The following is a 25,772-nucleotide window of genomic DNA, read 5'->3' on the forward strand; positions in this document are numbered from 1 at the left end:
TCCGATGGCTCCCGTAGTCCCATGGCCGGTTGCCTTCATGGGGATCGACCGGCCCGAGTCGATGGCTTCCGTGGTCGTGTGGTTGGCTCTCCTTGCGTTGCTGGTCCTGCTTGTCCGGTGGAGGAGACGCTCGAGGACCCGCAAGCCGCCGGGTCGGCCGCATGGAACGACTCTGGGCTCCGCCCTGTCCGGGGTCCGGGAGCGCCTCGAGTCCGTATGGTCCCGGACGTCGGGATCAGCGGCCGCCTGGCAGGAGATGGAGGAGGAGCTCATCTCCACCGACATGGGGGTGAGGGCGGCCCGGCGGATCGTCGAGGTGGTACGCGAGACCGCTGTGGCCGGAGCGGACGAGATCAGGCCCGTGGTGCGCGCCGAGTTGAACCGTATCCTGGCCGGGTACGACCGGGATCTCCACCTGACCGGAACCCCCTCGATCGTCGTCCTGGTGGGTGTCAACGGGACGGGGAAGACCACCACTGTCGCCAAGCTGGCGTCTCGCCTCCTCGCGGCAGGCCGCCAGCCTCTCATCGGGGGCGCCGATACGTTCCGTCCCGCGGCCGATACCCAGCTCAGGGTCTGGGCAGACCGCCTGGCCGTTCCGCTGGTCTCGGGTACCCGGGGCGCCGATCCGGCGTCGGTGGCATACGATGCTCTCCAGGCAGCCCGGGCCCGGGGCGCCGATGTGCTGATCGTCGACACGGCCGGCCGACTTCACACCAGCCATAACCTGATGGAGGAGCTGGCCAAGCTGGTCCGCGTGCTGGGCCGCGACGGTGATCGGGTCTCGGAGGTCTTGCTGGTAATGGATGCCACCACCGGCCAGAGCGGGCTGGCCCAGGCCCGCCGTTTCGCCGAGGTCGGAGTTACCGGCGTGGTCCTCACCAAGCTGGACGGTACGGCGAAGGGAGGAGTGGTACTGGCGATCGAGGATGAGCTTTCGCTGCCGGTGAAGTTCGTGGGTGTGGGGGAGGGGAGTGGTGACCTCCTGCCGTTCGACGGCCCGGCCTTCGTGGATGCCCTCCTGGGCGCGGCGTGACGGCTGACGAACTGGTCGCCGAGGCGCGCCGGGCGGCGCAGCAGTCCTACTCGCCCTACTCGAAGTTCCGGGTGGGGGCGGTGGTGGTGGACTCCGAAGGCCGGCGGCACACCGGCGCGAATGTGGAGAACGCCGCCTACGGTTCGTCCATCTGCGCGGAGGCGACCGCCATCTCCGGAGCCGTGGCCCGGGGCGTGCGAAGGATCGAGGGTGTGGCTGTGGCCTGCGTCGACGCCGCCGGAGTGGATGTTGCCTATCCCTGCGGGAACTGCCGGCAGCTAATGAACGAGTTCGGGGTGGAGTGGGTGGTCGTGACCGCAGGAAAGGGGAGCGAGGTTCGGCGTCACCAGCTGTCCGACCTGCACCCCTACGGCTTCTTCCTCCCAGGCTGATGGCTCACGGGATCAAGCCTCCTATCAAGCCCATGATGGCGCGGGTAAGGGAGGCGCCACCTGAAGGAGAAGGCTGGGTCTACGAGCCGAAGTGGGATGGTTTCCGGATGGTCGCCTACAGCGGTGACCCGCCGCGCCTGGACTCGCGCAACGGCAAGGCGCTGCTGCGCTACTTCCCGGAACTCCGGCCTGCCCTGGAGAGGCTGGCGCCGGGCACGGTGGTCGACGGCGAGATCCTCATAGTGGTGGAGGACGTGACCGAATTCGACTTTCTGCAGATGCGCATCCATCCGGCGGAGTCCCGTATCAACCGGCTGGCGGAGGAGTATCCGGCCCGGCTGGTGGCCTTCGATCTGCTGGCTGATGCCGGCGAGAGCCTGCTGGACGCCCCGTACCGTGCCCGCCGGGAGCGGTTGGAGCGAGTGGTCGGTCCCCTGGGGGCGCCCTGGCACCTGACCCCGGCGACCGCGGACTTCAAGGTTGCCTCCCGCTGGTTTCACGAGTTCGAGCCGGCCGGGTGCGACGGGATCATCGCCAAGCGAGCCGGCGGAACCTACCGCCCCGGCAAGCGGGAGTGGATCAAGTGGAAGCACCGGAGGGACGCCGACTGCGTGATCGGCGGTTACCGCCTCCACAAGGAGGGCGACCGGGTCGGGTCGCTGCTCCTGGGGCTTTACAACCCAGAGGGCAACCTGCACTTCATGGGACATACGTCCGGGTTGTCCGACCGGGAGCGGATCGACCTGCTCCCGGTGCTGGAGCAGATGCGTACCGGAGAGAGTTTCGGAGGAGAGGCCACCCGCGCCCCGGGGTCGGTGAACCGCTGGACCGGGCAGCGCTCGATGGAGTGGATCCCGATCCAACCCACGCTGGTGGTCCAGATCAGCTATGACCATCTGCAGGGAGACAGGTTTCGCCATGCCACCAGGCTGGAGCGGTGGCGGCCCGACAAGGACCCGGGCGACTGCACCATGGACCAGCTGGTCCGGCCCGAGGGGATCGGCTTCTCGGAGATCGTCGGGTGAGTCCGGAGGTCCGGACCGCCCATCCCCTTCGCATCGCCCGGATCCGCCCTGAGACCGCCGGCGCGGCCACCATCACCTTCGACGATCCGGATCAGGTGGTGGGGGGGTCGGCGGGCTGGTACGTGATCGTCCGCGTCATGGTGGAGGGGGAGGAGCACCGGCGACCGTTCTCGCTCAGTTCCACGCCGGAGTTGGGCCAGCCTCCGGCCATAACCGCGAAGCGCAACCCAGGTGGTCTGGTGTCGAGTCACCTGGTGGAGCGTGCCCGTCCGGGCGATGTCGTGGACGTCGAGCCGGCCGCAGCCGGTGGATTCGAGGTGCGGATCGGTGCGGGGAGGCGCCGCACCGTGTACTGCTTCGCGGCCGGCAGCGGCATCGTTCCGGTCATGAGCATCGTCCGGGGTGTTCTGGCGGTCGAGGAGGGCTCGGTGGTCCATCTTCTCTACGGCAACCGGACGCCCGGGGATGCCATCTTCGGCGGGGAGCTGGCGGCGCTGGCCGCCGACCACCCCGAGCGGTTCCGTGTGTCCCGCGTGTTCAGCGGCCGGGGCGAACGCATCGACTACCGGGCGGTGGATCGGCTCCTGGTGTCCACACCTCCGACCACCGCGGACGTGTGGTACCTGGTTTGCGGCCCGCCCGGCATGAACCGCACCGTAGAGGCTCGCCTCCGGTCCCTCGGGATACCCGGCGACCGGCTGCTGGTGGAGCGATACCAGCCACCGCAACGGGACGGCGCGCCCACTCCATATGACGGCGCGCAGGTCCGCCTGGAGGATTACGACCATGTTGGAACGGCAGCAGCCGGAGATGTGCTGCTGGACGCTCTCGGCGGGCCGGCATCGCCGCTGTATTTCGCCTGCCGCTCGGGGGTGTGCGGCACCTGCCGCGCCCTGCTGGTGGCCGGCGACGTGGATCCCGGGGTCCCGTTCGCCCTCACCGAGGCGGAGCAGGCCGCCGGGGTGGTACTCACCTGCGTGGCCCGGCCGCTCAGCGCCGAGGTGGTTTTGCGTAGTTGCTAGTTCCAGTGGCCGCTGCCCTCCGGCGGTGCCACCTTTCCCAGAGGGCCAGCATGGACGGCAACACCAGTACGGCTGCCACCAGTGACAGTCCGACGGCGTACACCGTTACCTGTCCCATCTGCTGGAAGGGAGTGAGCCTCGAACTGATCAGGATCCCGAACCCGGCCATAGTGGTGAATGCCGACCCCGCCAAAGCACCGCCGGTATGGCGGGAGGTAGAGCGCAGAGCCTCATCAAGGCTCTCCATGCGGACCCGATCCTCGCCGAACCGGCGGGCGATGTGGATGGTGTAGGGAACCCCGATGCCTATCGACAGGGCCGACAGGGTCGCGGTAACCGGCCCGAAGGGAATGCCGGTGGCGTACATCAACCCGTAGGTCCAGAACACCACCAGGGCCACGGGGACCATGGTGATAACACCCAGGAAGGGCCGGCGGTTCTCGAACCAGAAACTGATCATAAGCACCACGGTGGCAACCACCAGGGTGATGAGCAGCGAGGTCGTCTGCGACTCCGCCAACTCCTTCACGATCAGGTTGGTGATGATCTCGGTGGAGGTAGCTATCACGCTGATCCCCATGTCGGAAACCTCGGAGAAGTGGTCCAGGAGATCCTGTCGCAGCTGTAGCGCTCCGGTCTCACCCGCTTGGGTGCCGATGTCGAAACGCAGCGCGTCGTAGCCCGACCCGCTTCGGTGAAGGACGTTCTCCGCCCGCTCCGGGGTCACTTCGAATATGGCGTCCCAGAGAGGGGTGACATCGGATCCCGGGGGGACCCGGAGGTCCTGGCTCGCACCTGCGGCCTGGGCCGCGGCGACGACCGGTTCGGAGGGTGGACCTTGGGGGCCGCCCCGGTTCAGGGAGTTGAGTATGGAGATCGGGGAACTGGCGGAAGCGATCGGCCCTGCCGGAGTGGGGAAGACCAGCACGTTCTCGACCTCGTTCAGTCGCGCGCCGGCCGAGACCAGGGCGTTGTGGACCTCCGGTCTGGAGAGGTCCTCACCCTCGATCAACACCTGGGTGGATTCGCCCAAGCCCCCTCCGAACTCCTCCTGGAGGATCTCCAACGCGCGGATTCCGGGAGCGTCGCTGGGCAGGAAGTCGGTGACCGAGAACCGGGTCTCCAACTGGGATAGTCCCCACACCCCCAGGCCTCCGAACGCCATGGCCACGATGATCATCACTACGGGAATCTTCTCCGCGAAGACCGACGTGCGGGCGATCAGGGAGGGCAGCAGGCGTTCCGAGTTGGCCTTCATGCCCGCCACGGGCAGGGAGCCCCTGGACTCGATGTGGTGGTCCACCCTCCGGGCCACGATCAGCAACCGTACGAAGGCCCAGGAGAGCCTGCCCCGCCGTTCGGTACGACGATCCAGGATCTTGCGGGCCGCCGGGAAGAAGGTGAGGGTCAAGGTGAACGAGGCGACTATCCCGATCGCGGCGAGGATCCCGAAGTCCTTCAGGGCCGGCAGCGGGTTGAAGATGTTGGTGAGGAAACCGATGGCGGTGGTGACGGTGGCCAGAACCAGCGCTATCCCCACGGTGCCGATTGCGGTACGGGCAGCGCCGTCCACGTCCTGTCCGCGGCCGATCTCCTCGCGGTAACGGGTGGTGATGTGGATTCCGTAGTCGACCCCCAATCCGATCAGGAGGATGGGGATGATCTGGGTGATGTTGTTGAAAGAGGCGATGACCCCGGCTCGCTCTAGCAGGACTCCGATCCCTTGCATGAACGTGATGGCCGCGAAGATGGTGAAGAGGGTGAGCAGGGTGTCGGCGAGGGTCCGGCGTCCCGATTGGACGAGGGCGGCCCGCCCCGGCGGCTTGAGCCAGTACACGAAGCAGAGAATGACCAGAATGATGAGGGCGGCCATGCCGAAGAGCCGCCCGACCTCGCTCCCGGCATCACCGGTATCCTCGAAGAGCAGGGTGAAGCTGAAGGGAATGACCTCCAACCCTTCGGGGGTGGGTATGGTCCGCAGGGCGTCCGCCACCGCCGAATCGTTCTCGATCGCCTCGTCGAATGCCTCCTCCTCGAGACTGTCCGGCGCCTTGGTGAAAACCAGGACCAGACCCGCCTGAGCCGTCGCCGAGGACGGGTCCCCGTTCCGGCTGACCAGCGAGGAGAACTGCGGATTGGCCTCCGGTCCCGTGGTGGCCTCGATGTACAGGTCCTTCACGTCCTCATCGGCGGCTACGACCACGTCATTCTCAGAGGCCATGTCGATCGCCGGGTCGAGGTAGCTGAACGAGGCGCCCCTTCCGGGCAAGGATGAGAGCTTGCCGGACAGGGCCTCGCTCTCCAGCACGGCATTGATGGCGGTCACCACGTCGTAGGCGTCCTTGGTGAAGACGTCGCCCCCCTCGTTGCGGACGATCACCTGGATGACGCTCTCCTGGGTGTCGTCGCCGCCGAACAAGTCGTTGATCCGGTCGGAGGCCAGCAACTCCGGGTTGTCGGGCGAGAGGCCCTCGTTGCCCTGGCCGATCTGGACCTGGGTTGACAGGGAGCCGAAGACCCCGAACAGGACCAAGGTGGTTATCACCACCGCCCACGGCGTTCTCGACACCAGGAACGCGAAGGCTCTGACGAACGTATTCACACAGATTCCTCTCGGAACAGGTCGTGCGGTGGTGGATCCCCCACCTCCGCACGGCAGGCTACTTGCACCCCGGTTCTATGAGAACCCGGGAGCCCACTACCGCCGTAAAACCCCACCAAGGGGCACGGATTCAGTGGACTGGACATATGCGCCGGACCGCCGAGATTCACGAATGACCAGGGTCATGGCACGCCATGGCCGGTTCGATCCCCTACGGCTACTCCCAGTTTGCCCGCACCATCTTGGAGGGCTGCACCCGAGGTGGTTCTCCTGGCATCTTGGGGTAGTTCGGCGGCCACGGCGCGTCGCCCACGCCGGCGGCTTTGTCTCGCTCCACCCAATCGAGCAACTGTTCGATCCGCCCGGGGTGGTCGTCGATTCCGTCCGTCAGGTCGCCCACGGCCGCGTACCGCCGGGGGAAGCGATCCATCGGGAAGTCCTCGATCTCGACGTCGGGTAGCTCGTCCCACGTCACCGGGGCCGAAACGTATCCGGTGGGACGTACACCGTAGGCAGAGGACACGGTCTTGTCCCGGGCGTTCTGGTTGTAGTCGACGAACACCCCGCGCCGTTCCTCCTTCCACCATCGGGTGGTGATCAGGTCAGGACGGCGGCGTTCCAGCTCGCGGCCGAACGCCAGCACGGCGCGGCGGGTCTGGTAGAAGTCCCATTCCGGCTCGATGCGGACGTAGACGTGGATACCCCGGCTCCCGGTGGTCTTGGGCCAACCCACCAGGCCGACCTCATCGAGGAGTTCCCTGGTCGCCAGCGCGGCCCGCTTGACATCGGCGAACGTGAACCCCTCGGTGGGGTCGAGGTCGAGCCGAAGCTCGTCCGGGTGATCCAGGTCTTCGGCTCGAACGGGCCAGGGATGCAGATCCAGGCAACCCAGCTGGACGAACCTGAGGATGTCGGCCTGCGAGCGAGGCACGTTCATCCGGCCGGGCCGCTGGGACGGGAAGCGGATCGGAGCGGTCTCGAACGGGGTGTTCTTCGGCGCCCGCTTGTGGTAGATCGGCGCCGTGTCGACGTTCTTCATGTAACGCTTCATCATGGTGGGGCGGCCGTACACGCCCCGCAGGCATCCCTCGGCCACAGCCCGGAAGTAGAGGACGACGTCCAACTTCGTCCAGCCCTGGCGGGGGAAGACGAGCCGATCCGGCGAGCTTATCCGGACATCCTCGCCCGCGATTCGAACCGTGGTGGCGCCTGCCATGCGGTCACGCTACCGGATGCAGACCGGAACCGGCGTCGGCCGACAGGGGTGCGAGGAGATACCGGACTGCCGAGAGTCCTGGTCAGCTGCGGCTGCGGAGTGCCTCGGCGAGCTTGGGCAGGACTTGGTGGACATCGCCGACGATCCCCAGATCGGCGACCGAGAAGATCGGCGCCTCCGGATCCTTGTTGACGGCAACGATCCGCTTGGAGTCCTTCATCCCCACCATGTGCTGCATGGCCCCCGATATCCCGCACGCGATATAGACCTCAGGCTTGACGGTCTTGCCGGTCTGCCCGACCTGCTTGGCGTAAGGAACCCAGCCGGCGTCCACGATCGCCCGGGTAGCTCCGGTGGCGGCCTTCAACGGCTCGGCGGCGCTCTCGATCAGCGAGTATGCCTCCGCGCTTCCCAGCCCCCGGCCCCCGCTGATGATGACCTTGGCGCTACCCAGTTGGGGACCCTCCGCCTGCTCGACGGTCGTATCCACCACCTGGGGTGATCCGGCGTGGCCCGCATCGGGGAGCGGGTACTCCTCGACCCGGTTCACGGTGCCTCCCCGCTCGTCGGCGGAAAAGGACTTGGGCCGGACCAGTACCAGGTGCGGACCCGGCCCGGTGAAGGCCGTCCGGACCAGCTGCGTGCCCCCGAAGATCTCGCTGGTGACGGTGCAGCCGTCATCGATCGCTACATCCACCGCGTTCGCTATGACGGGTCGGTCGATCCGGGCTGCCAACCGGCCCGCCACATCGCGCGATGTGTAGGTCTGGGCGAAGAGCACGGCCCCCGGTGCCTCCCGCTCGACCAGATCGGCCAGACCCGCCGCTGCGGCCGCCGCGGGCAGGTCGCCGCCACCGGTCAGGTTGTACACGGTGGACGCCCCGTGGGCGCCGAGGACGGCGAGGTCGTCCGCGGACGCCTCGCCAAGGTAGACGGCCACCGCTTCACCGCCGGACGCCGCCTTGGACAGCACCTCGAGTGCCGGCTCGCCTGGCCCGCCTGCGGTTGCCTCCGTGAAAACCCAGGTCGCCATCTATATCACCCTTGCCGACTCGAGGAACTCCACGATGCGGAGGTGACCGGAACCGCCGTCCTCCACCACCTCACCGGCTTGCCGCTCCGGCGCCGGCGCCACCGAGACGACACTCTGGCCCGGGCTGCCCGAAACGGACAGGTCGGCCGCTGTCAGGGTGTCGACCGGTTTGTTCCTGGCCGCCATGATTCCCCTGAAGGTGGGATAGCGGGGCTCGACAGCCCCGGCGGTGACGGACAGGACGGCCGGAAGCGGCGACCGGACCACATCGAAACCGGACACGGTCTGGCGCTCGATGCGAAGATCGGCTCCGTCCACCTCCACCCGCCGGGCGAAGGTCAGCGCCGGTACGCCCAGCAGTTCGGCCGTCATCTGGGGAACCACGCCGGAGTAGCCGTCGGTGGACTCGACGCCGGTGACGAGGACGTCGAAACCCTCGCGGCGGGCGGCGGCGGCCAGAACCTTGGCAGTGGTCAGTGCGTCGCTGTTCTCGAGGGCAGGGTCGTCGATGAGGACTGCCTTGCCGGCCCCCATGGCCAGGGCCTGGCGGATTCCCTGCATGGTGCCGGTCGGACCCATGGAAAGCAAGGTCACCGCCCCGTCCGTCTCCTCGGCTAGCTGGAGACCCACCTCGATCCCGTACCGATCCGTGTCATCCAGCACCTGCTCCGGGGGTCTGACCAGGCGGCTGGTGCTTGGATCGAGCGACGTAGGGGAGGCCGGATCCGGTATCTGCTTCACACACACCAGTACCTGCATTACGCATGAACTCCTTACGACCCGACGAACCTGCTGGGCGGGGTTGATCCTAGTGCGGAATGGCGATCTGGTGGGCGCGGACGCCCGGCATGACGCGCCGGGGTTGTTTCGCTGCGACCGCCGTCCTTCAGCTGATCGTTTCCAGGATCAGGGGCCGGCGATCCGGCCTGAGGCCGCCGATGACGTAGGAGCGCTCGACAAGACCCGACGCCCGGGCGGCCAGGCCGGGGTCGTTGAAGCGAAGCGTGGCGAGCACATCGCCCCTCCTTACCTCGTCACCCACCTTGGCGGACAGCGTGATACCCACGCCGTGATCTATCCGGTCCTCCATGGTGGCGCGTCCGGCGCCGAGACTCATGGCCGCCAGCCCGATGCCCCGAGCGTCGATGGACGTGACATAACCCTCGCCGGTCGTCCGGATCCTCCGGGCGTGAGCCGCGCCGGGCAGCCTGTCGGGTTGTTCCACCACCCTCGGGTCGCCCCCCTGGGCCTTGATCATCTCGGCCAGCTTGGCCAGCCCGGCCCCGGACTCCAGGCTCCGGTCGATCCGCTGAGCGGCGCCGTCCACTCCTGCGGTCTCCAGCATCTGGATACCGAGGGTCCTCACCAGCAGGGCAAGATCGGCCGGACCTGTGCCGCGGAGCACGGCAATGGCCTCGACGACTTCATTGGCATTGCCCACCTCCCGCCCGAGTGGCTGGTCCATAGCGGTCAGCAGCGCCCTGGTAGCGACACCATGGGACCTGCCGATCTCGACCATGGTCCTGGCGAGAACGCGCGCTTCGTCTACGGTCTCCATGAAGGCGCCCGTCCCCACCTTTATGTCGAGCACCAGCGCATCAAGGCCCTCGACCAGCTTCTTGGACATGATCGAGGAACTGATGAGGGGTACAGAGGACACCGTCGCCGTGCTGTCCCGTAGGGCGTACAGGATACGGTCGGCCGGGACGATGCGGTCGGACTGGCCGGCGATGATCACCCGGTGCCGGGTGGCTATCCGTCCGAACTCCTTGGGGCTGAGAGCGGTCCGGAAGCCCCGGATCGACTCCAGCTTGTCGAGAGTTCCTCCGGTGTGTCCCAGACCTCGGCCCGACATCATCGGCACGGTCACGCCGCAGGCAGCCACCAGCGGGGCCAGCGAGAGGCTCACCTTGTCGCCCACCCCGCCCGTCGAGTGCTTGTCGACCTTGGGCACGGCGGACGGAATGCTCAGGCGCTCACCCGACTCGATCATGGCCGCGGTCAGCGTGGCCAGCTCGGGGTCCGACATCCCGCGGAAGTAGATGGCCATGAGCATGGCGGCTGCCTGGTAGTCCGGAATCGAGCGGCTCACCACGCCGGCTACGAAGTTCCGGACGTCCTCGGCGTCCAGCTCCCCGCCGTTGCGCTTGTGCCGGATCGCCTCCCGGACACTCCGCCCGCTCATCCCGGCCTTTCCTCGTGCGGCCATATAACTCGGTTGTGCCGGACCGCCAGCCCTTCACGGGCGAGCCGGACCGCATGTTCCTCCTCCAGGCCCGGCACGAGCCGGCCCTCCTTCGTCACCACCCGCCACCAGGGCAGTCCGTCCGAGCTTGCCAGGATCCGTCCGACGGCTCGCGCTGCGCCCGGCCGGCCGGCGTCGGCCGCGATCTCGCCGTACGTGGCCACCTCGCCCTCGGCGAGGCTCTCGATCATGGAGTAAACCCGCTCGGTAAACGTCCGCCCGCCACCTTCGGCGGGAGGGCTGCTCACGGTGTGTCGAACAGCCGGTCGCCCATGTCGCCCAGCCCCGGCACGATGAAGAAGCTGTCGTTCAAGCGGGAATCCATGGCGGCGGCGATCACCTCGACATCGGGATGCTCTCGCTCCATCCGGGCGGCGCCCTCCGGCGCGGCCACCACGCATAGGGCTGTGACGTGCGCCGCTCCGGCGTCCTTGACCTGCTCAACGGCCCAGCCCAGCGATCCGCCCGTGGCGAGCATGGGCTCCAGGACAAGGACGGTGCGTTCCCGCAGTTCGGGGAATTTGGTGTAGTAGGCCATGGGCCGGGCGGTCTCCTCATCCCGCTGGACCCCTGCGTATCCGATCGCCACGTCGGGCACCAGGTCCACCACCGCATCGACCAATCCCAATCCGGCCCGGAGCACGGCGACCGCCACCAGCGGCCGGAGGGGCCGGTAGCCGGTGGCCGGCGCTAGGGGTGTTTCAAGGCGGTACTCGGCCTCGGCCAACCTCGATGTGGCCTCCAGGGTGAGGATGTAGGAGAGGCGCCGGGTAGCCATGCGGAACTCGGCCGGAGCGGTCGCCCCGTCGCGGAGGATGCTCAGGTAGTGGCGGCTCAGCGGGTGGTCTACGACGGTGACTGCCAATGAACTTCCCTTTCCGAACGGCGCCCGGACAACCTGGTTGCCGGTATCCGGAGGATACCCCGGACAGTCAGTTGTTAGTCGGTAGTTGTTAGTTGCTGGTTTCTAGTACTACAAGCTGGGAACTAGAAACCGACTAGTTTGTCACCAGCAGCCCACGAGGAGATCCTGGCCCGGTGTTCGAGTCCTTGACAGACCGTTTCGAGGCGACGTTCGATCGCATACGGGGCCGGGGCCGTTTGAGCGAGCGTCAGGTCGACGAGACCCTGGGCGAGGTGCGGCTGGCCCTGCTGGAGGCCGACGTCAACCAGGAGGTTGCCGACCGCCTGCTCGACCGGATCCGGGTGCGAGCGATCGGCGCCGAGGTGATCAAGAGCGTCACGCCCGGCCATCAGGTGGTCAAAATCGTCCACGAGTCGCTCCTCGAGACGTTGGGCAGCGAGGCCGTACCCCTGGTCACGACCGCTAGCAAACCACTTACCACGCTGGTGGTCGGGCTGCAGGGCTCGGGCAAGACCACCACCGCAGCCAAGCTGGCCCACCACTACCACCGCTCCGGAAAGAGCGTTCTGATGGTGGCGGCCGACCTGGCGCGTCCCGGAGCGGTGGAGCAGCTGCAAGAGTTGGGTGAGCGGGTCGGCGTCCCGGTGTTCGAGGGCGGTCGGAGGAACCCGCTGTCCGTGGTGAGGAGCGCGCTCCGGCAGGCTGACCGGGAGCGTTTCGATGTGGTGGTTGTGGATACCGCCGGCCGTCTCCAGATCGACCGGGCCCTGATGACCGAGTTGGGCGCCATGGCTCGCGCCGCCTCGCCTGATGAGGTGCTGCTCGTGCTCGACGCTATGACCGGGCAGGAGTCGGTTGCGGTGGCCAGAGGTTTCTCGGAGCACATCGATCTGACGGGTGTGGTGCTCTCGAAGCTCGACAGCGATGCGCGGGGCGGGGCGGCCATCTCGGTCCGGGAGGCGACCGGCCACCCGATCAAGCTGGTGGGTACAGGTGAGGGACCCCGCGATCTCGAAGTGTTCCATCCAGAGCGGATGGCCTCCCGCATCCTGGGCATGGGCGACGTGCTAACCCTCATCGAGAGGGCGGAGGAAGCCGTCGACGAGCAGCAGGCGGCCGACATGGCCCAGCGCCTGCTACGGGCCGAGTTCACGCTCGACGATTACATCGAACAGGTGAAGAGCTTGCGCAGGATGGGGACGATGGGGGAGCTACTTGGTATGATCCCCGGTGCGCGCCCCGCTCTGGCGGACGCGCAGGCGGTGGATCGAGAGGTTCGCCGCTCGGAGGCGATCATCTGCTCGATGACTCCCGCCGAGCGGGCTGACCCCAAGGTCATCGACGGCAGTCGCAGGCGCAGGATCGCCCGGGGTTCCGGAAGCTCCGTTCAGGATGTGGCCGGTCTGGTGCGGCAGTTCAACCAGATGCGCGGCATGTTCCAGTCGCTGTCCCGGGGCGGGACCAGAATGGCCTTCCCCGGCATGCGCGGCGGGTTCCCGGGATTACCGGCCGGTGGCCTGCCGGGTGCCCTACCCGGTCTGGCAATGGAAGTTCCGAGTGGCCGCGGTCGCCGCCGACCGGCCGGCAGACCGAAGAAGAAACCAAGAACTCCGAAGAAGCTTCAGAAGAAGAAAAAGAGGTGACGAATGGCGGTGAAGATCCGCCTCAGGCGTATGGGTAAGAAGAAGCAGCCAACCTATCGGGTGGTGGTGGCTGATGCGCGGGCCCCCAGGGACGGTCGCATCATCGAGTCGATCGGTCGCTATGACCCTCGCAGGGAGCCGTCGCTGGTCGAGATCGACAACGACCGGGCTCGGTACTGGCTGGGCACCGGGGCACAGCCCACCGACAGGGTGCAGAAGCTACTCGAGATCTCCGGCGCGGTTGCGCAGCCGAAGGTGTCCCGTGCAGGTGTCTACCGTCTCGATGACCCTACGCCGAGCTCGCCGCCAGCCTCCGATGTCCCGATCCCGGAGTCTCCGGAGGCGGCCGAAGAGCCGACCGGCGAAGAAGAGCCGGCCATCTCTCCGGAGCAAGATGAAGCCTCCGGAGACGAAGAGAAGGATGGTGGATCATGAGCGGGGCGATCGTGGAACGTGTGATCCGGTACGTGGTCACGTCGATCGTTGACGATACGGAGGCCGTCGAGGTCACGATGATCGATCAGGGCGAGGACAGGATGCTCGCCGAGGTTAAGACTGCTCCCGGCGAGATGGGTCGGGTGATCGGCCGGGGCGGAAGGGTGGCCCGGGCCATCCGGACCGTCGCCCAGGCCGCCGCCGAGGAGGAAGGCCTCACCGTCGGGGTCGAGTTCGTCGACTGATCGCCCGGCGAGCGTCGGGCGTCATGGGGCGGTGGCGGTAGGGACGCCCCCAACCCGCGACGCCGGCCAGACCGGCGGGGATCCGGTGGTGGTCGGGCGGATCGTCAGCCTCCACGGGAAGGACGGCGCCGTGCGGGTACGGGTCGAGTCCGACCATCCGCAGCGCTTCATCCCGCCGGCCCGGTTTCGAACCGGCCTACCGGATGTCCCGCTGCTGGTCCTGAGGAGCGTCCGCGCCCCCTCCGGGGACCCGATCGCCGAGTTCGCCGGGATCACCTCCGCGGAGCAGGCGGCGAGGCTGGTGGGCGCCGACCTGCTCATTAAAGAGGGGGAACGACGGGACTTGGAGCCTGGCGAGTACTGGCCTGACCAGCTGATCGGGCTGGTGGTGCGGGTGGGGTCCGACACCGTGGGGGTGGTAGAGGACCTGATCGAAGCCCCCCAGGACCGGCTGGCCGTCAGGTGCGGGGACGGTGCCCTGGCCGAGGTCCCGTTCGTCGAGCCTCTGGTGCCGGAGATCGACCTGGCCGGGGGATGGATCCGGCTTGATCCTCCCGAAGGTCTCCTCGGAGGGTGATGAAAAAGGCCGGAACGGCTTGGCCCGCTGGTCCCCTACCAGGGAGTTCGTCCCTCAGGACGGCTTGTCGAGCAGCGAGTTGGCCAGTCCTCTAGCTTCGTCCAGGGTGTCGGCGTAATGATCCTTGGGTACGCGGCGCAGCACGTCGAACGCCTCGAGGCTGGTCTTGGCATGCCCTTCCAGGCCCATCACGACGCATTCGGTGTTCTCGGCCATCGCCGTGTCGATCAGCCTCCCCACCAGTTGTGCGGCGCTCGGGTCCACGTAAAGGGTCTCGGAGAAGTCCAGGATCACCACCTCGTGCTCCCGTATGTCGAGCCCTAGCGAGGTGGTCAGGCGTTTGGCGGATGCGACCGTAAACGTCCCCCGCAGGGAGACCAGCCCCACGCGGGCGGAGAACATGTCGAAGTCGTCGCCGTCGTCATCCAGCAGGTTCCCCAGGAAGGCGGTGTCGAGGAGGGGTACGGATACGATGCTGTCCAGCTCCAGCACCTCGAACTGGCGGGCGGTGGTCAGGGCGGCCGCGATCAGGCCGATTCCCACCGCGGTTACCAGGTCGACGAACACCGCGAAGCCCACCGTGATCAGCATGACCAGGAAGTGTTCGCGCTGGATGTACCTGAAGCGGGAGAAGAAGCGCCAGTCGATGATGTCGAAACCCACCTTGGCGAGGATCCCGGCCAGGACGGCGTGGGGTATCCGGTCGATGTAGCGCCCGATGCCGAGGACCAGCGCCAGGATGATGGCGGCGCAGATCACACCGGACACGCGGGTCCGGCCACCGGCCTTGATGTTGGCCGCGGTGCCGGTGGTGGCGCCGGCGCCGGGGATGGCGCCGATCAGGCCGGCGACCACGTTCCCCATACCCACCCCGATCAGCTCCCGGTTGGGGTTGTGGTCGTCGCCGGTCATCGAGTCGGCCACCAAAGCGGTCAGCAGGCTGTTGATGGAGGCGATCAGAGCGATGGTGATGGCCGGTACGGCGGAAGAAGTGAGGGTGTCGAGCGTCAGGGAGGGGAACACGATCTCGGGCATGCCGGTGGGGACCGTCCCGATCACGGGAGCGTCGGTGAACACGGTCATGCCCAGCAACGTCCCCACGATCAACGCCACCACGGAGGCGGGCAGCAGGGTGCGGAGGCGCCGGGGCCAGAGGATGCTGACCCCGATGGCCACCACGCCCAGGATAAGGGCGCTTACGTTGGCCTTGGGGGCGGCTTCCGGCCACGCCTGGACAGCTGCCAGCGCGCCGCCCAGGGCATGCTCCCTGCCCAGCAGGGGCAGGGTGGTGACGAAGAGGATGATCCCGCCCACCCCGGTGGTGAACCCGGACACCACCGGGTACGGGGTGTAGGCCACGTAGCTGCCGAGCCGCAGGGCACCGATCAGTATCTGGAAGATGCCGGCGAGGACCGCCACGGTAAGGGTCTGGGTCAGGCTTTCGCCTGTGGAGATGAACACCACGGAGATAGCCACGGCCAGCGGCGCGGTCGGGCCGGAAATCTGGGTGTTGGTGCCTCCGAAGACCGCGGCGAAGAAGCCGACCGCGATGGCGCCGTACAGCCCGGCGATGGCGCCCAGACCCGATGCCACTCCGAATGCCAGCGACAACGGCAGAGCAACCACCGCCGCAGTGATGCCTCCGAACGCATCATCCCGGAAGTTGCTCAGGTTGTAATCCACGCGCCTTCCACTCTACTCCCCGGTCTGCCGCGCCCGCACCGAGCTTCCCGCGTGTCCTTCTAAGATTCGTTGCTCGAATGGGCTACCCACCACCCGACCACCGGCTTGCCGTCGATTACATAGACGGGAAGCTGGACCCTCAGCCGCTGTTCGATCTCGCGGGCCGGATCCGGGACGACGGGCGGGGGCGTACGATCACGTTCAGCCCCAAGGTGTTCGTTCCGATCACGACCCTCTGCCGGGATGTCTGCACCTATTGCACCTTCGCCAAGCCGCCCGGAGCGGGAGGCGAGTACCTGACGCCGGATGACGTGCTGGCCATCACCGGGGCCGGCGATGCGGCCGGGTGTTACGAGGCGCTCCTCACCCTGGGGGATCGGCCCGAGGAACGCTGGCCGCAGGCACGAGAGTTCCTGCGTTCCCAGGGATATGACACCACGATCGGCTACGTCCGGGCGATGAGCGAGCTGATCGTGGAGCATACGGGCCTGTTCCCCCATGCCAATCCCGGGAACATGACACTTACCGAGATCGAGGACCTGCGCCCGACCAACGTGTCGATGGGCCTGATGCTCGAGAACATCTCGCCCCGCCTGATGGAGCCCGGGATGCCCCACTACAACTGTCCCGACAAGGACCCGGCAGTCCGGATGGAGACGATCGAGGCTGCCGGTGCGGCCCGAGTTCCGTTCACGACCGGAATCCTGGTCGGGATCGGCGAGACCACTCCCGAGATCGTCGACAGCCTCTTCGCCATCCGCGAGGTGCATGCCCGCTGGGGCCATATCCAGGAGGTCATCATCCAGAATTTCCGGGCCAAGGCCGACACCCTGATGCGTAGATCGGCTGAGCCCGTTCCGGAGTGGTTCGCCCGCGTTGTGGCCGTGGCTCGCTGGATCCTCGGACCGGAGATGAACCTGCAGGTGCCCCCCAACCTCACCGAGCGGTACGAGATCTACCTGGAGGCCGGCATCAACGATTGGGGAGGGGTGTCGCCGCTCACGATAGATTGGGTGAACCCGGAGGCGCCCTGGCCTCATCTCGACGAGTTGCGCACCCGGACGGAGACCCGCGGCTACGAGCTCAGGCCTCGGCTCCCCGTCTACCCCGAGTTCATCGACGAGACCTGGATAGACCCCGGCCTGATCGGGCGGGTGGCTGCCGCGACCGACGACCACGGGTACGCTAGGAGGGTGGTGAAAAATGTCTCGTTGGCCCGATAGCCGGCAGCGGAAGGCCCGGTCGGCGCGCGGCGGGCCGGCCTGCCACTGTCCATTTCAGCATGCTCTCAGGCAGATGGAGGCATCCCTATGACATCACGGGCCCGCACCGACATCACATTCTGCCGTATCCGGCCGGCCCATCAGGTCACGGAGGCAGCAGCAGGCACTCGTCGCGCCGAAGGCACCACCTCCCTCGAGTTGCCGTGCTCCGACGAGGAGTCGGTGGCGGCCTGCCTGGCCGGAGGACTGCTCCCGGTGTCCGTCGGTGCGGCGGATGAAGGGGTCGCATCCTGGGTGGTCCCGCCCGATGAGTCCCTGGATCTGTCGGATCGGGGAGTTGCCGGTTGGCGACTGACGGTGGTCCACACGGACAGCCGGTCCGAGGTGATCGACGCCCTGGCGAGAACGGGCGCCGCTTTCCTGCGTACCGGACGTAGCCGGGTGGTCGAGGCTGCGGACATCTGTTGCCTACCCACCATCGAGGCCCGACCCTCGGTGTTCGCAGACTCGGTTGCGGAGGCCGTCGCGGCGGTCGATGAAGGCGCCCGCGACCTCCTTCTGCGCGACTGGGACACCGAGCGGATCGGTGAACTCCGGGAGGCCTTGGGCGGCCGGTTGGTCGAGCGGGTGGCAGTGCCCGGCGGGATCACGGTGGACGAGGCTCGGGACTCGCTGGCCGGCGACCTGTTCAAGGTGTATCTGGACCTGGTCGACGGGGGCGGGTACGCCCGGCCTCGATACACATGGGCGCCAGGGAAGCCGGCCTCCCCTCCTCTGAACCCGCGGAGGCTCTCGGCGGCCTGGCAGGACGCTCTGTGGACGGACGGAGCCTGGCCCGGGATGGCCCAGGCCTCGCCGGAGGTCCGGGCCATACTCGACCGGTCGATCGAGGGGACGCCGCCCACCGTGCCCGAGACCGCCACGCTCCTTTCGGCTCGCGGCGATGATGTGGACGCCATCGCCGCCGTGGCGGATGTCCTCAGGCGGGAACGGGTGGGAGAGACCGTTACCTACGTGGTGAACCGCAACATCAACTACACCAACGTCTGTTACTTCCGGTGCGGGTTCTGCGCCTTCTCGAAGGGCCCGCGGAGCCTGAACCTGCGCGGTGACCCCTATCTCATGTCCATCGAGGAGGTGGTGAGCCGCACGACGGAGGCGGCGGCGCGGGGGGCTACCGAGGTATGCCTCCAAGGGGGGATACATCCTGCTTTCACCGGCCGCTTCTACGTGGACGTGCTGTCCTCGATCAAGGAGGCGGCGCCGGAGATGCACGTCCACGGCTTCACCCCGCTTGAGGTATGGCAGGGAGCGGAGACCCTCGGCATGCCGGTCCGGGCATTCCTGGAGATGCTCAAGGAGGCCGGTCTGGGTACGTTGCCGGGGACCGCTGCGGAGATTCTCGACGATCGGATCCGTAAGCACCTGTGTCCTGACAAGATCCGCACGTCGCAGTGGGCCGAGGTGATGCTCATCGCCCACGAGTTGGGTCTCAGGTCGACCTCCACCATCATGTTCGGCCACATCGACGACCCCCTGGCGTGGGCCAACCACCTGGAGGTGATCCGGGAGATCCAGCGCCGCACGGGCGGGTTCACGGAACTGGTGCCGCTTCCGTTCGTGCACATGGGAGCTCCGATCTACCTGCGGGGCCGGGCACGCCCGGGTCCCACCTGGGACGAGGTGGTCCTGGTGCATGCGGTTGCACGACTGGCCCTCGACGGTCTGGTTCCCAACATCCAGGCGTCGTGGGTGAAGCTGGGCATGGACGGCGCGGCCAGGCTCCTGTCGGCCGGTTGCAATGACTTGGGCGGCACGTTGATGAACGAGACGATCTCGCGGGCCGCGGGCGCGTCGCACGGCCAGGAAGTCGATGCGGCGGAACTCGAGGCGACCATCGAGACCGCCGGACGTATTCCTGCCCGGCGCAATACGCTGTACCAGGCGATGGAGGGCCGGGTCCGGCCTTGCATCTGAGGGCGGGCGGTCGCCCGGCCGGTAGCTCGGAGGGTACTGAAAATGTCCGGTTGGGACCCAGGAGCCGACATTGAAACCCCAGGTCCAGACGTCGCAGGCCGACCGATCACCGTCGTTTTCGGAACACTGCTCGGGATCGAGGCGGGAGTGCCCGGTCCATGATCGACGTGGCGGTCATCACGCTGTTCCCCGGGTTCTTCGCCGGCCCGACCGGCGTGGGCGTGGTCGCGAGGGCCCTACAGGCCGGCGCCATGGCTCTGAGTCTCATCAACCTCCGGGAGTACGGGATCGGCGTTCATCGCCAGGTCGACGACGCTCCCTTCGGGGGTGGCGCGGGGATGGTGCTCATGCCCGGGCCGCTGGCTGACGCTGTCGAGAGCCGTCTCCAGTCCCACAAGGTGCTGTTGACGCCCGCCGGCCGGCCGCTCCGGCAGGCCACGCTGGACCGTCTGGCGGGGTACGAGGCGTTGACGCTGGTGTGCGGTCGGTACGAGGGTGTGGACGAGCGATTCGTGGAGGAGTTCATCGACGAGGAGATCTCGCTGGGCGACTTCGTCCTGGCCGGAGGAGACGCCGCGGCGCTGGCTGTCATCGAAGGGGTGGCCCGCCTGCTCCCGGGCGTGCTCGGTAACCCTCGATCGCTCGAGAATGAGTCGTTCCGGGACGGCCTGCTCGGGGAGCCGCAGTACACCCGTCCAGCAGTGTTCAGGGATCGATCCGTACCGGAGGTCCTGGTGTCGGGGGACCACGGCCGGATCGACGCCTGGCGAGGGGACCAACGAGTGAGGAGAACCCGGGAGCGGCGCCCCGACCTGCTCGAGTAGGCGACCGTTCCAGCCGTTCCCGTTGGAATCGGCCTTCGAAACGGGTTAAACTGCCTGCGCTGCTTACCTGTCCGGCAGACCCACGATCTCTCCAAGCAGCCGGGTCGCGGGACCGGCAGGATCGCGATCGTGAGGAGACCTCGATGAACGACCTCCAGTATGTCGAGCGCGCCCATCTGCGCGACGAGGTGCCAGAGTTCCGGCCCGGCGACACTGTCAAGGTGCATGTGCGCGTGGTCGAGGGTGGCCGGGAACGCATCCAGATATTCGAAGGAGTGGTGATCGCCCGGGACGGCGGCGGCCTTTCCGAGACCTTCACTGTTCGTAAGGTCAGCTTCGGTGTGGGCGTGGAGCGTATCTTCCCGGTTCATGCTCCGATCGTCCAGAAGATCGAAGTGACTCGCCGCGGGCAGGTCCGCCGCGCCAAGCTCTATTACCTGAGGGGCCGGGTCGGTAAGGCGGCGCGCATCAAGGAGAAGCGGTAGGAGCGCACCGGACGGTGCCCGGTTGGCCCGGCTGGTGACCCGCAACTCGCCTCTGAGTGGACAGCGGGCCGGGCCGCTTCTGCGTTCCCCGGCGCCTTCGTAGGTCCCGGATGCCTCCGCACACCGGTGGCGGCGTGCTGATCGGCCACGGTTGAACGACCGGCCGGATCCTTTCCCGCAGAGCGGTCCTGACCGGTCCGGAACGGCCGCCTTCCATCCACAGGGGTCCGCCCCGGCGCCGCCCCCACCCGGGCGTCGCTCAGCGGCACGGTTCGTACGGGAGGCGATCGGTGTGCTGTTGCTGGCCCTGCTGGTGGCGATACTCGTCAAGGTCTTCCTCGTCCAGGCATTCTTCATCCCGTCCGAGTCGATGATTCCCACGCTGGAGATCGATGACCGGGTCTTGGTGAGCAGGATCGCCTACCTGTTCGATGGTCCGGACCGGGGTGAGGTGATCGTCTTCGACATGCCGATGGAGTACGAGGATCCGCCCGAGCCGATCTGGGAGAGCATGGTTCGCCACGTTGTCGAGGCGGTAGGCATCCGGGTGGCGCGCGTCGAGGACCTGATCAAGCGCGTGATCGCGGTGGGTGGGGATCGGCTCGAGGTCCGGAATAACCGGGTGATAGTGAACGGCCTGGTACTGGACGAGCCCTACGTGCCGCCCGGCGCCCGGATGGCCGACCTGGGCCCCACCTACATTCCCGACGGGCACGTATGGGTGATGGGTGACAATCGTGACAACAGCCGTGACAGCCGGAGTTTCGGGCCGGTCCCGGTCGACACCATCGTGGGCCGGGCCTTCATCCGGTTCTGGCCCCTCTCCCGTCTGGACGGCCTGTAGCCCTGATTCTCCGTCAAGTGGCCGGTGGCTTTTGATGGCCGGTGGCCGGTCGCGTGTAGCCAGTGAGCGACCTGGAGGTGGTCCAGGTCCTCGTGGCCCTTAAGCATGTTGGATGGCGCGTGTTATTCCCTGTGTTACAACATTCACTGACCACTGACCACTGACCACTGACCACTGACCACTGACCACTGACCACTGACCACTGACCACTGACCACTGACCACTGACCACTGACCACTGACCACTGACCACTGACCTGTCACAGACGGGCTTTATGTTGGGTCGGTCGGCCGGGTGACCGGGCGGCCGCACCGCCGGACCAGGAAGGCTCCATCCTCATGCCCGCGAGCGAGTTCACTGCTCACAGGCGCCGATTGGGCGCGTTCGGTGAACGGGTAGCAGCCTCGTTTCTGGAACGGAACGGGATCCGGGTGCTCGCGAGGAACGTCCGAATCGGCAGGGGAGAGGTCGACCTGGTCGCGGCGGACGGGGCAGGACGGTTCGTGGTGGAGGTGAAGACCGGTATGGAGACGCCCGATGAGCACCCCCGGTGGAACTTCACCGACCGCAAGGCGCAGCAAGTGGTGCGGATGGCTCGTTCGCTAGGTATCCGCCGGGTCGACCTGGTGACCGTCGTGGTCGGTGAGGAGGGTGTGGCGGTCGAGTGGCACCCACGGGTCGCCTAGCAGCGCCCCACGCCCGCCGACGCGGCGCCGTTCCTTGTTCCAGCATCCCCTGTGCCAGTGCCGGCGAAGGTCAGGGGCCTCGTGGGGCACCACCACGAGGTGATACCGCCCCTTCGGGATGGTCTGCCCGCAGCCCCCGCACTCGTAGGCCTTGAGAGCGGAGGAGGGCTGGACCGGCCGGACGCTCAGCCGCCCAGGAAGGCCCATGCCAGCAGGGCGGCCGTCACGACTATCGCTCCCACCACCATTGCCAGATCGGCCGCCCGACGCTCCTGCTTGCGGAAGGGGTTGAATCCCATGCGGCGATGTTATCTCCCACTGGCGCCAGGTTGGCGCCGGGCGGCGTTGCGAGAACTTTTCGCGTTCTCGGGGATCCTGTCACACCCCCTCCCCATGCTTCGGGTCATGTTCGCATCAACCAACTCCGTAGCCCTGGTCGGCGTAGAGGCGCGCGCCGTCAGGGTGGAGGCTCATGTCGGAGGAGGAGAGAAGGGCCGTCTGAACGTGGTGGGCTTGCCCGATACCGCGGTTCGGGAGGCCAAGGACCGGGTCATGGCGGCCATGTCGGTGGCAGGGTATCGATTCCCGCCCAAAACGGTGACGGTGAACCTGGCGCCGGCCGACCTACCCAAGTCGGGGAGCGCGTACGACCTTCCCATCGCGCTGGCGTTGCTGGCCGCGGCCGGCGAGATCCCGAAGGGCGCCTGCCAGGTGGTCGCCCTGGGTGAGCTGGCTCTCGACGGGAGCATCCGGCCTGCCCGGGGCGGGCTCGGAGCCGCCATCGTGGCGTCGGATATGGGAATCCCGTGCCTCCTACCCCCGGGAGCCGCCGAGGAGGCGAGCATGGTTTCGTCGGCCAAGGTGCAGATGGCGGGATCGCTGGGCGCCGCTATAGCGGCCGCACTGGGAGAGGGTGACTTCCGTCCGCTTCCACCGGCCGAGCCGCCCACCGTGCCCATGCCCGACCTCTCGGAGGTAAGAGGCCAGCCGCTGGCGAAGCGAGCCCTTGAGGTGGCCGCCGCCGGAGGGCATCACCTGCTCCTGTCCGGCACCCCGGGCTCCGGCAAGACCATGCTGGCTCGATGCATGCCGAGCGTGTTGCCACCACTTGACGAGAAGGCCGCTCTGGAGGTGGCGCAGGTCTGGTCGGCAGCAGGGCGGGCCAGACCGTCGCTGTTCCAGCCTCCCATCCGATCGCCGCACCACACGGCCACCACGGCGGCCGTCATCGGCGGGGGATCCGGCATTCCGGTGCCGGGCGAGATCAGCATGGCGCACCGTGGTGTTCTGTTCCTCGACGAACTAGGGGAGTACCCACCCAGCTTGCTGGACGGACTCCGCCAGCCGCTGGAGGAGGGCCAGGTGACCATCGCCCGGAAGGGTGTCTCGGTCACCTTCCCGGCGATGGTCCAGCTGGTGGCGGCCACCAATCCGTGTCCCTGCGGTTACCACGGGGACGACCGGCAGGGGTGCACGTGTTCGGACCGGATGATCCAGCGCTACAGACGGCGCCTGTCGGGGCCCCTCGTGGACCGCTTCGACATCAGGGTCAAGGTGGCCAGGGTGGATCCGGACGCGATGATCGGCCCGCCCGAGGAACCCTCGATCGAGGTGGCCAAGCGGATCGCAGCAGCGCGTGAGGCACAGGAACTGCGCGGGGCTCGCAACCGCAATCTGAGCCGGACCGCCCTCGACTCGCTGGAGGTGACCCTCGGCGCCCGGCGATTGGTCGAGGGCGCCCTCAGGCACGGCGGCCTGACCGGACGGGGCTTCGACCGGGTCCGGCGCCTGTCCCGCACGATCGCCGATCTCGACGGGTCGATCGCAGTCGACGAACCTCACGCCGCCGAGGCGCTGGCCCTGAGGGGGCTCGGATGAGCTACGACCCCGACGCTCTGATCAGGTTGGCCCACGTCGGCATGCACCCCGACCGGCTCCGCAAGCTCGTGCGGAAGGCCGGAACCCCCACGCGGGTTCTGAGAAGGATCGAACTGGGCGAGTTGTCGGTCCCGGTGTCCGCTCGCGAGGCGGCCGGTGTCCCGGCGGACGAGCGCCGGGAGCAACTCCGCCGGGCTGGGATCGAGTTCCTCGTCCCGGACGACTCGGGCTTCCCCGACCGGCTGGCTGAGCTGGACGACGCCCCGCTGTTCCTCTTCCAGAAGGGAGAGTCGTTCGAGGGCACGGCGGTCGCGATCGTCGGCACTCGCGCCTGCACCACCTACGGGAGGCGCCTGGCGGAAAGATACGGAGAGGCGGTGTCCCGAGCCGGATGGCGGGTGGCGAGCGGGCTGGCCAAGGGCATCGACGGCGCCGCCCACGCGGGCTCGCTGCGCGGTCCCACACCGGGCATCGCGGTGCTGGGCTCCGGGGTGGATGTGTGGTACCCGAGCCGGCACCGCGACCTCGGGATGTCGCTCCTGGAAGCGGGCGGAGCGGTGTGGAGCGAGTCGCCTCCGGGCGCCCGGCCCCTCGGATGGCGCTTTCCGCCCCGGAACCGGATCATCTCGGGGATCGCCCAGGTCGTGGTGGTGGTGGAGGCCGGTGTCAAGGGAGGCGCATTGGTCACGGCCCGGATCGCGCTCGAGCAGGGCCGCGATATCTTCGCCACGCCCGGCGACGTGGGCCGGTCCAGTTCGGTGGGGTGCAACCTGCTGATCAGGGACGGTGCCTTTCCCGTGCTCGATGCCGACGACCTGGTGGAGTGCTTGGAGCTGGCCATAGGTCCGCCTCCCGGCGCCACGGCGTCGGAGGCTTCCGCGGCCGTAGCGGATCCGGGCCTCCCGGTGGCAGAGTTCCTGGCGACTCTGGGCGACGATCCGGTCTCGGGCATGGCCGAGCTGGGGCGCCTGATGGCTCAGGGCGCGGTGGCGATCGACGGTGACGGCATGGTGGTGACTGCTCCTGGTGGTGGATAGGGTGCCGGTCTTCGGGGACGGGCCGGCTGGCTACGCTGGAGCCATGCAATTGACGGTGCTGGGCGCCAACGGCACCTATCCGACCACCGGGCGCCCCGCCTCCGGTTACCTTGTTTCGGACGGCGAGACAAATCTCTGGATGGATGCGGGGCCCGGTACCTACCTGGCACTGTGCAACGAGTTGGACCCGATGGAGATCGATGGGGTGTTCATATCCCATCGGCATCCTGACCATTGCTCCGACATCTTCGCCCTGTATCACGCGGTCGCCTACGGGCCGGGCCGGGAGGGCCGGATCCCGGTCATCTGCCCGGATGGCCTGGCCGAAGCGCTGGCCGAGTTCTTGCAGCACCCGGCGGCATTGGACACCACGTTCGAGTTCATCACCGCCGGTGACGGTGACTCGTTCCGGTTGGGATCGATGGATGTCTCTACCGTGAGGACCAACCATCCTCCGCCGACCCTGGCGCCGCGCGTATCGGTGGGTGACCGCTCGGTCACCTACACCGCCGACACCGGGCCGAGCGACGCGGTCGCCGCTCACGCAGCGGGATCGAACTTGCTGCTGGCCGAGGCGACCATGACCGGCCGGAGGGGTCCCGGCTCCTATCCCCATCACATGACCGGCGCCGAAGCCGGGAGCATGGCCGCCACGGCCGGCGTCGGGCTTCTCGTGCTGACCCACATCCCCGCCCACGAGGATCCCGACCGGATTCTGGCGGAAGCGGAGTCCGAGTTCGATGGAAGGGTGGCGCTGGCCGTGCCCGGCGCCCGATTGACGGTGTAACGAGCGAGGTGG

25 protein-coding genes are annotated in these 25,772 nt (G+C 67.7%); 17 read left to right on the forward strand and 8 right to left on the reverse strand.

Going from position 1 to position 25,772, the window contains the following annotated elements:
• The first annotated feature begins 4 nt into the window (after window positions 1-4).
• The 4 genes from ftsY to ACOQPD_RS01490 are packed head-to-tail and all read left to right on the forward strand — an operon-like array spanning window position 5 to window position 3,475.
• Window positions 5-1,036: a signal recognition particle-docking protein FtsY gene (gene ftsY / locus ACOQPD_RS01475; RefSeq protein ID WP_420613139.1), complete on the forward strand. Its 1,032-nt coding sequence runs from the start codon at window positions 5-7 to the stop codon at window positions 1,034-1,036.
• Window positions 1,033-1,428, forward strand: coding sequence for a cytidine deaminase (gene cdd / locus ACOQPD_RS01480; protein ID WP_420613140.1), 396 nt, complete (start codon window positions 1,033-1,035; stop codon window positions 1,426-1,428). Before ftsY ends, cdd begins: the two co-directional genes overlap by 4 nt.
• Window positions 1,428-2,453, forward strand: coding sequence for an ATP-dependent DNA ligase (locus tag ACOQPD_RS01485; RefSeq protein WP_420613141.1), 1,026 nt, complete (start codon window positions 1,428-1,430; stop codon window positions 2,451-2,453). The genes cdd and ACOQPD_RS01485 overlap by 1 nt, the downstream gene beginning before the upstream one ends.
• Window positions 2,450-3,475 (forward strand): 2Fe-2S iron-sulfur cluster-binding protein, encoded by a 1,026-nt coding sequence (locus ACOQPD_RS01490; RefSeq protein WP_420613142.1) that lies wholly within the window; start codon window positions 2,450-2,452, stop codon window positions 3,473-3,475. Before ACOQPD_RS01485 ends, ACOQPD_RS01490 begins: the two co-directional genes overlap by 4 nt.
• Here ACOQPD_RS01490 and ACOQPD_RS01495 read toward each other — a convergent pair.
• The 7 genes from ACOQPD_RS01495 to upp form a co-directional block, all read right to left on the reverse strand.
• Window positions 3,444-6,077 (reverse strand): efflux RND transporter permease subunit, encoded by a 2,634-nt coding sequence (locus tag ACOQPD_RS01495; RefSeq protein ID WP_420613143.1) that lies wholly within the window; start codon window positions 6,075-6,077, stop codon window positions 3,444-3,446. The two genes, ACOQPD_RS01490 and ACOQPD_RS01495, sit on opposite strands and share 32 nt — an antisense overlap.
• Window positions 6,078-6,294: 217 nt before the next feature.
• Window positions 6,295-7,293: a DNA polymerase domain-containing protein gene (locus tag ACOQPD_RS01500; RefSeq protein WP_420613144.1), complete on the reverse strand. Its 999-nt coding sequence runs from the start codon at window positions 7,291-7,293 to the stop codon at window positions 6,295-6,297.
• Between the two features lie 82 nt (window positions 7,294-7,375).
• The gene (locus tag ACOQPD_RS01505) at window positions 7,376-8,326 is read right to left on the reverse strand and encodes an electron transfer flavoprotein subunit alpha/FixB family protein (protein ID WP_420613145.1); all 951 of its coding nucleotides are present in this window, start codon (window positions 8,324-8,326) and stop codon (window positions 7,376-7,378) included.
• On the reverse strand, window positions 8,327-9,085 hold the full coding sequence (locus tag ACOQPD_RS01510) for an electron transfer flavoprotein subunit beta/FixA family protein (protein WP_420613146.1): 759 nt from the start codon (window positions 9,083-9,085) through the stop codon (window positions 8,327-8,329).
• Between the two features lie 127 nt (window positions 9,086-9,212).
• Window positions 9,213-10,511 carry a thymidine phosphorylase gene (locus ACOQPD_RS01515; protein ID WP_420613147.1) on the reverse strand — a complete coding sequence of 433 codons (1,299 nt, stop codon included), beginning with the start codon at window positions 10,509-10,511 and terminating at the stop codon, window positions 9,213-9,215.
• The gene (locus ACOQPD_RS01520; protein WP_420613148.1) at window positions 10,508-10,819 is read right to left on the reverse strand and encodes an MGMT family protein; all 312 of its coding nucleotides are present in this window, start codon (window positions 10,817-10,819) and stop codon (window positions 10,508-10,510) included. Before ACOQPD_RS01520 ends, ACOQPD_RS01515 begins: the two co-directional genes overlap by 4 nt.
• On the reverse strand, window positions 10,816-11,436 hold the full coding sequence (gene upp / locus ACOQPD_RS01525) for a uracil phosphoribosyltransferase (RefSeq protein ID WP_420613149.1): 621 nt from the start codon (window positions 11,434-11,436) through the stop codon (window positions 10,816-10,818). Before upp ends, ACOQPD_RS01520 begins: the two co-directional genes overlap by 4 nt.
• Window positions 11,437-11,609: 173 nt before the next feature.
• Between upp and ffh the strand changes: the two genes are divergently transcribed.
• Genes ffh through rimM form a run of 4 tightly spaced genes read left to right on the forward strand, consistent with a single transcriptional unit; the run spans window position 11,610 to window position 14,336 of the window.
• Window positions 11,610-13,079, forward strand: coding sequence for a signal recognition particle protein (gene ffh / locus ACOQPD_RS01530; protein ID WP_420613150.1), 1,470 nt, complete (start codon window positions 11,610-11,612; stop codon window positions 13,077-13,079).
• Window positions 13,080-13,082: 3 nt separating this feature from the next.
• Window positions 13,083-13,514, forward strand: a complete 432-nt coding sequence (gene rpsP, locus ACOQPD_RS01535; protein ID WP_420613151.1) for a 30S ribosomal protein S16 — start codon at window positions 13,083-13,085, stop codon at window positions 13,512-13,514.
• Complete coding sequence (locus tag ACOQPD_RS01540) at window positions 13,511-13,759, forward strand: KH domain-containing protein (RefSeq protein ID WP_420613152.1); 249 nt, start codon at window positions 13,511-13,513, stop codon at window positions 13,757-13,759. The genes rpsP and ACOQPD_RS01540 overlap by 4 nt, the downstream gene beginning before the upstream one ends.
• 31 nt (window positions 13,760-13,790) lie before the next feature.
• Window positions 13,791-14,336, forward strand: coding sequence for a ribosome maturation factor RimM (rimM, locus tag ACOQPD_RS01545; RefSeq protein WP_420613153.1), 546 nt, complete (start codon window positions 13,791-13,793; stop codon window positions 14,334-14,336).
• Between the two features lie 54 nt (window positions 14,337-14,390).
• On the opposite strand, the gene ACOQPD_RS01550 is transcribed toward rimM, so the two are convergent.
• The gene (locus ACOQPD_RS01550; RefSeq protein ID WP_420613154.1) at window positions 14,391-16,019 is read right to left on the reverse strand and encodes a SulP family inorganic anion transporter; all 1,629 of its coding nucleotides are present in this window, start codon (window positions 16,017-16,019) and stop codon (window positions 14,391-14,393) included.
• Between the two features lie 77 nt (window positions 16,020-16,096).
• Here ACOQPD_RS01550 and cofG point away from each other — a divergent pair, with 77 nt between their 5' ends.
• The 9 genes from cofG (at window position 16,097) to ACOQPD_RS01595 (ending at window position 25,760) form a co-directional block, all read left to right on the forward strand.
• Window positions 16,097-17,242 carry a 7,8-didemethyl-8-hydroxy-5-deazariboflavin synthase CofG gene (cofG, locus tag ACOQPD_RS01555; protein ID WP_420613155.1) on the forward strand — a complete coding sequence of 382 codons (1,146 nt, stop codon included), beginning with the start codon at window positions 16,097-16,099 and terminating at the stop codon, window positions 17,240-17,242.
• A gap of 87 nt (window positions 17,243-17,329) precedes the next feature.
• Window positions 17,330-19,219 (forward strand): 5-amino-6-(D-ribitylamino)uracil--L-tyrosine 4-hydroxyphenyl transferase CofH, encoded by a 1,890-nt coding sequence (gene cofH, locus ACOQPD_RS01560; RefSeq protein WP_420613156.1) that lies wholly within the window; start codon window positions 17,330-17,332, stop codon window positions 19,217-19,219.
• Window positions 19,220-19,377: 158 nt separating this feature from the next.
• Entirely contained in the window at window positions 19,378-20,043 is a 666-nt protein-coding gene (gene trmD, locus ACOQPD_RS01565) for a tRNA (guanosine(37)-N1)-methyltransferase TrmD (RefSeq protein WP_420613157.1), read from the forward strand.
• A gap of 143 nt (window positions 20,044-20,186) precedes the next feature.
• Window positions 20,187-20,528, forward strand: coding sequence for a 50S ribosomal protein L19 (rplS, locus tag ACOQPD_RS01570; RefSeq protein WP_420613158.1), 342 nt, complete (start codon window positions 20,187-20,189; stop codon window positions 20,526-20,528).
• 292 nt (window positions 20,529-20,820) lie between these two features.
• A complete protein-coding gene (gene lepB / locus ACOQPD_RS01575; protein WP_420613159.1) occupies window positions 20,821-21,372 on the forward strand; it encodes a signal peptidase I in 552 nt (183 codons plus the stop codon).
• A gap of 338 nt (window positions 21,373-21,710) precedes the next feature.
• Window positions 21,711-22,058, forward strand: coding sequence for a YraN family protein (locus tag ACOQPD_RS01580; protein WP_420613160.1), 348 nt, complete (start codon window positions 21,711-21,713; stop codon window positions 22,056-22,058).
• A gap of 345 nt (window positions 22,059-22,403) precedes the next feature.
• Complete coding sequence (locus ACOQPD_RS01585) at window positions 22,404-23,936, forward strand: YifB family Mg chelatase-like AAA ATPase (protein WP_420613161.1); 1,533 nt, start codon at window positions 22,404-22,406, stop codon at window positions 23,934-23,936.
• Window positions 23,933-24,973 carry a DNA-processing protein DprA gene (dprA, locus tag ACOQPD_RS01590; protein ID WP_420613162.1) on the forward strand — a complete coding sequence of 347 codons (1,041 nt, stop codon included), beginning with the start codon at window positions 23,933-23,935 and terminating at the stop codon, window positions 24,971-24,973. The genes ACOQPD_RS01585 and dprA overlap by 4 nt, the downstream gene beginning before the upstream one ends.
• Window positions 24,974-25,016: 43 nt before the next feature.
• Complete coding sequence (locus ACOQPD_RS01595) at window positions 25,017-25,760, forward strand: MBL fold metallo-hydrolase (RefSeq protein WP_420613163.1); 744 nt, start codon at window positions 25,017-25,019, stop codon at window positions 25,758-25,760.
• The last annotated feature ends 12 nt before the right edge of the window (window positions 25,761-25,772 follow it).

It is taken from the genome of Candidatus Spongiisocius sp., from assembly GCF_965221825.1.
Taxonomy (GTDB): Bacteria; Actinomycetota; Acidimicrobiia; order Spongiisociales; family Spongiisociaceae; genus Spongiisocius.

Bases quoted from the DNA above. Each gene is read 5' to 3' on its own strand.
- ACOQPD_RS01580 (WP_420613160.1), top strand. From the start codon at position 21,711: ATGCCCGCGAGCGAGTTCACTGCTCACAGGCGCCGATTGGGCGCGTTC.
- rpsP (WP_420613151.1), top strand. From the start codon at position 13,083: ATGGCGGTGAAGATCCGCCTCAGGCGTATGGGTAAGAAGAAGCAGCCA.
- trmD (WP_420613157.1), top strand. From the start codon at position 19,378: ATGATCGACGTGGCGGTCATCACGCTGTTCCCCGGGTTCTTCGCCGGC.
- cofG (WP_420613155.1), top strand. From the start codon at position 16,097: ATGGGCTACCCACCACCCGACCACCGGCTTGCCGTCGATTACATAGAC.
- ftsY (WP_420613139.1), top strand. From the start codon at position 5: ATGGCTCCCGTAGTCCCATGGCCGGTTGCCTTCATGGGGATCGACCGG.
- ACOQPD_RS01505 (WP_420613145.1), bottom strand. From the start codon at position 8,326: ATGGCGACCTGGGTTTTCACGGAGGCAACCGCAGGCGGGCCAGGCGAG.
- cofH (WP_420613156.1), top strand. From the start codon at position 17,330: ATGACATCACGGGCCCGCACCGACATCACATTCTGCCGTATCCGGCCG.
- dprA (WP_420613162.1), top strand. From the start codon at position 23,933: ATGAGCTACGACCCCGACGCTCTGATCAGGTTGGCCCACGTCGGCATG.
- ACOQPD_RS01540 (WP_420613152.1), top strand. From the start codon at position 13,511: ATGAGCGGGGCGATCGTGGAACGTGTGATCCGGTACGTGGTCACGTCG.
- ACOQPD_RS01515 (WP_420613147.1), bottom strand. From the start codon at position 10,511: ATGAGCGGGCGGAGTGTCCGGGAGGCGATCCGGCACAAGCGCAACGGC.
- ACOQPD_RS01510 (WP_420613146.1), bottom strand. From the start codon at position 9,085: ATGCAGGTACTGGTGTGTGTGAAGCAGATACCGGATCCGGCCTCCCCT.
- ACOQPD_RS01595 (WP_420613163.1), top strand. From the start codon at position 25,017: ATGCAATTGACGGTGCTGGGCGCCAACGGCACCTATCCGACCACCGGG.
- ACOQPD_RS01500 (WP_420613144.1), bottom strand. From the start codon at position 7,293: ATGGCAGGCGCCACCACGGTTCGAATCGCGGGCGAGGATGTCCGGATA.
- rplS (WP_420613158.1), top strand. From the start codon at position 20,187: ATGAACGACCTCCAGTATGTCGAGCGCGCCCATCTGCGCGACGAGGTG.
- ACOQPD_RS01485 (WP_420613141.1), top strand. From the start codon at position 1,428: ATGGCTCACGGGATCAAGCCTCCTATCAAGCCCATGATGGCGCGGGTA.